Below are 4,605 nucleotides of genomic sequence, written 5' to 3' on the forward strand. Positions count from 1 at the left end.
CGGCTGAGATGCTGTGGGCCGAGCATCAACTCGCCGCGGCCCGGCTCGCGGTCGAGGCGCAGGCCGAGATCGACCGCGCGCACCACCGCCGTCGGGTGACCGAGGAGCTCGAAAGCCCGGCGCAGCCGGCTCTTCACCTCGTGGAGCCGGTGGAGCCGGTGAATGACGACATCTACCTGCCGATCGCCGCCGAGGCTGAGGCGGCGAGCTTGGCGGCCTTGCTGCCCGCAGCCGCCCATGCCCCAGAGACCGACAACCTGCCCGCGTCGGTCGGCTCCGACGCCGCCTCAGCGCAAGCGGTCGTCCACGGGCGCGGCGCCACCCCGACGATCCCGGACGTCGCCAGAGCCGCTGCGCGGTGGATTCGTCCTTTGGTTCCGACGTTCGTCGCCCGGGCGATCGACACCACGACCCAACCGTTACGGGCCGCACGACAGGTATTCGAAGAAGTCGAAGAGATCAACTTCTCGCTCAAACGGACTCGCAAGGTGACCGTCGACGTGGAGGAGAGCCTGCGCCCTTGGGAACGCTCAGCCGGCCCCGAGGGCCGGGGCGACGGGCCGGCTGTCTTTGACCCCGTCGACGCCGACCGCACGGCGCCGTGGCCGATCGACCTTGAGGGACAGCGCCCCGCAGCCGGTGGCCTGGCCGGCCGGCCTAATCCCGCACTGGCAGAACAGGATCGGCCCGGTGAGCTCGAGGCGGCCAAGGGACCACGTCAACTTCCCCCCGGGCATTAGCATCGGCGGGAGGCGTAGCGCAAAGCCGTCGAAGGTGTAATGCGGCGCGGCTCTGGGTAATTTACGGCCGTGAAGCGCTCCTCGAGGCTGCAGCGGTCGGTGGACGGCCGCACGCCGACTTCGCCGGCATAGCAAGGCACGGCCATGAAGTTGCGCAGGAGCGTCGTCAACGGCACGGGACTCACCAGAATCCGCCGCGGCCGGGGTTTTTCCTACGTTGACGCCGACCGCGCGCCCGTCGCCGACCCGGAGATCCTGGCGCGGATCGAATCGCTGGTGATTCCCCCGGCCTGGAAAAAGGTCTGGATCTGCCCGTACCCGAACGGCCACATTCAAGCGGTCGGCACAGATGCCGCGGGGCGCCGGCAATACGTGTATCACTCCCAGTGGCGGACCGAGCGGGACGAGGAGAAATTCGATCGGGTCCTGACTCTGGCCAAACGCCTGCCCGACTGGCGCGCCCAGGTTCTCACCGACCTCAACGGCCGGGGGCTTCAGCGCGAGCGGGTGCTGGCGATCGCGCAACAGTTGATCGACCGCGGCTACTTCCGCGCCGGCGGCGAGGAGTACGCCGAGGAGAACGGCAGCTACGGATTGGCGACGCTGCTCCGTGAGCACGTTCGCGTGGGCCGCAACAGCGTCGATTTCGACTATCCGGCCAAAAGCGGTGTGCAACGGACCATTTCACTGGAAGACCCGCTGCTGATCAAGGCGGTGCGCTCGTTGTTGCGCGCGGAAACCACCAGTGAGCGTTTCCTGGTCTACCGCACCGCCGACGGCTGGTGTGAAGTGCGTTCCGACGACCTCAACGAACGATTCCGCGAGGTCGTCGGTAACGAATTCAGTGTCAAAGATCTGCGGACCTGGCACGGCACCGTGCTGGCGGCCGAGCATTTCGCCGTCGCCAGGGAGCCGAGTTCGAAAACCGCCCGCCGCCGCGAGGAAGCCGCCGTAATGCGCGCTGTCAGCGAGGAATTGGGCAACACGCCCGCGGTGGCGCGCAGGTCCTACGTTGATCCGCGCGTCGTAGTGGGCTACGAGCAGGGCATTACGATCCGCCAGGCCGTGCGCCGCGCCGAACGCGAACGGACCTTGTTAGGACGCCGGCACATGATCGAAAGCGCAGCCGCCCGGCTGATCAAGCGCATCGACAAAGCGGGTGGCTGACCAGTTCTATTGCGGCGGGACTTGCGGCGGAAACTCGGCACGGCCGGCAATCGCATCCCGGTAGGCATGGACCCGGCCGTGAATGGTCGACAGCACCGAAATGGTATGCCCGTTGCGCCCGTAAGCCGCCACGAAATGCCACGAATCGGCATCGCCCTCGATGACCTGAATTGTGTCGTAGTCGCGTGGAACCCCGAACATCTGCAGTTTGACGTCATATTGGTCCGACCAGAAATAGGGCACCTCATCGTAGGCGTCGCCCTGCCCCGGTCCGGCCAGCAGAGTTCGTGCGGCCGCGGCACCCTGACGCGCAGCGTGGTCCCAGTGCTCGATGCGCAGGTGCGTCTCGTAGAGCGGATGCCACCAGCGCGCCACATCCCCGGCGGCCACGATGTTCGTGGCGCCCTCGACGGCACAGGTGGCGTCGCACAGCACGCCATCGTCGACCCGCAGGCCGGAACCGTCTAACCAGTCGGTGGCCGGGGTAACTCCCAACCCGATGACCACAAGATCGGCCTTGATCTCCGACCCGTCGGTGAGTCGAACAGCCTTCACGTGGCCTTCACCGACGAACGAGTCGACGCTCACGTTCAGGCGCACATCCACACCGTGGCGCCGGTGCAACTCGGCATAGCGATGTGCCATCTCCTCGCCGAGTGCCGGCAGCAACGGGCCGGCGGCCCGCTCGATAAGGACCACATCCAGACCCAGTGACCGAGCAGTCGCAGCGACTTCTGCGCCGATGAATCCACCGCCGACCACCACCACCCGGGGGTTCGCGCCCAGCCGCTCCCGGATGGCCAGGCAGTCGTCAACGGTGCGTAGTACGAACACCCCATCGGGCGCCGGACCGCCCGGCCATTGGCGGGGAGTGGCGCCGCTGGCGATGACCAGACCGTCAAAGCCCAGCTCCTGTTCGCGATCGCCGTCGCGGACCCCTACGGTGCACTTACGCAAGTCGAGTCCGACGGCCGACGCCTCGCGCAGCACCCGCGCGTCGATGTCGAGTTGCGGCGCCAGGTCGACGCCCGCCCGCTGCACCTTGCCGCTGAGCAGTTTCTTCGATAAGGGTGGACGGTGGTAGGGGGCGTGCCGTTCAGTTCCCACAATCGTCAGCGCCCCGTCGTAACCCTCCTTGCGCAGCGTCTCCGCTGCCCGTATTCCCGCCACGCCGGAACCAACGACGAGCACCTGCTTCAGCCCATGATTCGACGACACGGCGTTAGTCCTCAACGGTGATCGCCTGAGTGGGGCAGGAAACAACCGACCCCTCGACCTTGTCGCGCAGCTCTTCGCCCGGCTCCTCCTGGAGAAGGTAGAGGAAACCGTCGTCCTTCACCTCGAACACCTCAGGGCAAATGCTCATGCAGACGCCGTTCCCGTCGCATGTGTCATAGTCCACGACAACCTTCACTCGAGTTCCCGCTCCTTCCTGGCCCGTTGCCTTAACCCTCACGCCTTGGCTATGTCGGTCGAAGGCGACTTCCACTGAGACTTTGCGCGCTCCTGCGCTTCCCGGGCCGCCGGCGAATACTCCAGGTAGTCCATCGCCATCTGAGTGTCCGCCTCGTGACTGGGATGGTGACTGGGCCGCAAATAGCGGACTGGCACGGTCACCAGCAACTTCCACGGCCCGGGCACTTTGTACTGGCGGGCGGCGCGCAACCAGTCGCGCCAGCGCGGTTTGGCGGTGATGGTCGGGTCGCGCTTCATCAGGTACACCACACCGTAGAGCCACCAGCCCACGAACAGCGGCGCGATCGTCAGCATGGACAGGACCCGCAGCAGGTAGTTGCCGCACACATTCTGGTAGACGTCGAACACCAGCGAGCGGTGCTCGATTTCTTCGGCCCCGTGCCAGCGCAGCAAGTCCAACATGGCCGGATTGGTGCCCGCGTAGTCCAGACCCCGGTTCTGCAGCACCCACTGCCCCAACACCGCGGTGAAGTGTTCCAGCGAGGCCACATCGGCCAGCCGCCGATACAGCCACCACCGCTTCAACACCGGTGGAAAAACTTTGGGCGGATCGCCCAGGGACGCCGACAGCCATTTGCCCAGCCGTTCGGTGTACGACTTGGTGTCGATGTCCTGCTCGGCCAGATGGTTGAGCACCACCTGGTGCGCCCACGCATGCCAGGACTCCTGCTGAATGAACGGTTTGATCGCCGCTTCCAGTTCCGGGTCGTCGACCAGCGACGACGCCTCCAGGACGGCCTTGATGAAGTGCCGCTCACCCTCTGGCAACAACAAATGCAACACATTCATCATGTGCGTGGCAAACGGGTCATCAGGTACCCAGTGCAGCGGCAGTTCCGACCAGTCGAACCGAACCTGGCGGCGAAACGCCGGGTGTCCATCGTGGCGTGCTTGCACTTCCGGCATTTGGCCACTCCTTCCATTTGCGCGTGTGGATGACGCAACCCGGCCTGACTCAGACCAACAAATTTCGGGGCCGGAAGTCATGTTACCGTGAGAAGCTAATCCTCAGCGTACACTCGTAAACAAGATTTCATCAATGCCACACAGTGAATTTCCAGGTAGAAGCAAGGCTTAGGCAGACTCGCGTACATCCGTTCACGCACAGGTGTCACGGCCGCGTTGGCGGCCGATTAGTACGAAGCCAAACCTGGGTACCAGTCATTCAACAGTCTCAAACATCTCAAATAGGAGCCGACAGTGGAAGCTGGTGACCCGGCAA

The 4,605-nt window shown here is 65.0% G+C and carries 4 protein-coding genes and 1 pseudogene; 2 read left to right on the forward strand and 3 right to left on the reverse strand.

All coding sequences use genetic code 11. From position 1 onward, the window contains the following. Positions 1 to 740 (forward strand): annotated as a pseudogene (locus tag WA317_RS01285) (DUF4407 domain-containing protein); the annotation flags it as partial. A 144-nt stretch (positions 741 to 884) separates the two neighbouring features. Continuing rightward, entirely contained in the window at positions 885 to 1,907 is a 1,023-nt protein-coding gene (locus tag WA317_RS01290) for a DNA topoisomerase IB (protein ID WP_425171309.1), read from the forward strand. A 6-nt stretch (positions 1,908 to 1,913) separates the two neighbouring features. Here WA317_RS01290 and WA317_RS01295 read toward each other — a convergent pair whose 3' ends face one another. Genes WA317_RS01295 through WA317_RS01305 form a run of 3 tightly spaced genes read right to left on the reverse strand, consistent with a single transcriptional unit; the run spans position 1,914 to position 4,289 of the window. Beyond that, positions 1,914 to 3,125, reverse strand: a complete 1,212-nt coding sequence (locus tag WA317_RS01295; protein ID WP_425171310.1) for an NAD(P)/FAD-dependent oxidoreductase — start codon at positions 3,123 to 3,125, stop codon at positions 1,914 to 1,916. Positions 3,126 to 3,129: 4 nt separating this feature from the next. Then, positions 3,130 to 3,396, reverse strand: a complete 267-nt coding sequence (locus WA317_RS01300) for a ferredoxin (protein WP_425171311.1) — start codon at positions 3,394 to 3,396, stop codon at positions 3,130 to 3,132. Beyond that, positions 3,360 to 4,289, reverse strand: coding sequence for a metal-dependent hydrolase (locus WA317_RS01305; protein ID WP_425171312.1), 930 nt, complete (start codon positions 4,287 to 4,289; stop codon positions 3,360 to 3,362). Before WA317_RS01305 ends, WA317_RS01300 begins: the two co-directional genes overlap by 37 nt. Between the last annotated feature and the right edge of the window lie 316 nt (positions 4,290 to 4,605).

Source organism: Mycobacterium sp. (assembly GCF_049802695.1).
In the GTDB taxonomy this organism is placed as follows: domain Bacteria; phylum Actinomycetota; class Actinomycetes; order Mycobacteriales; family Mycobacteriaceae; genus Mycobacterium.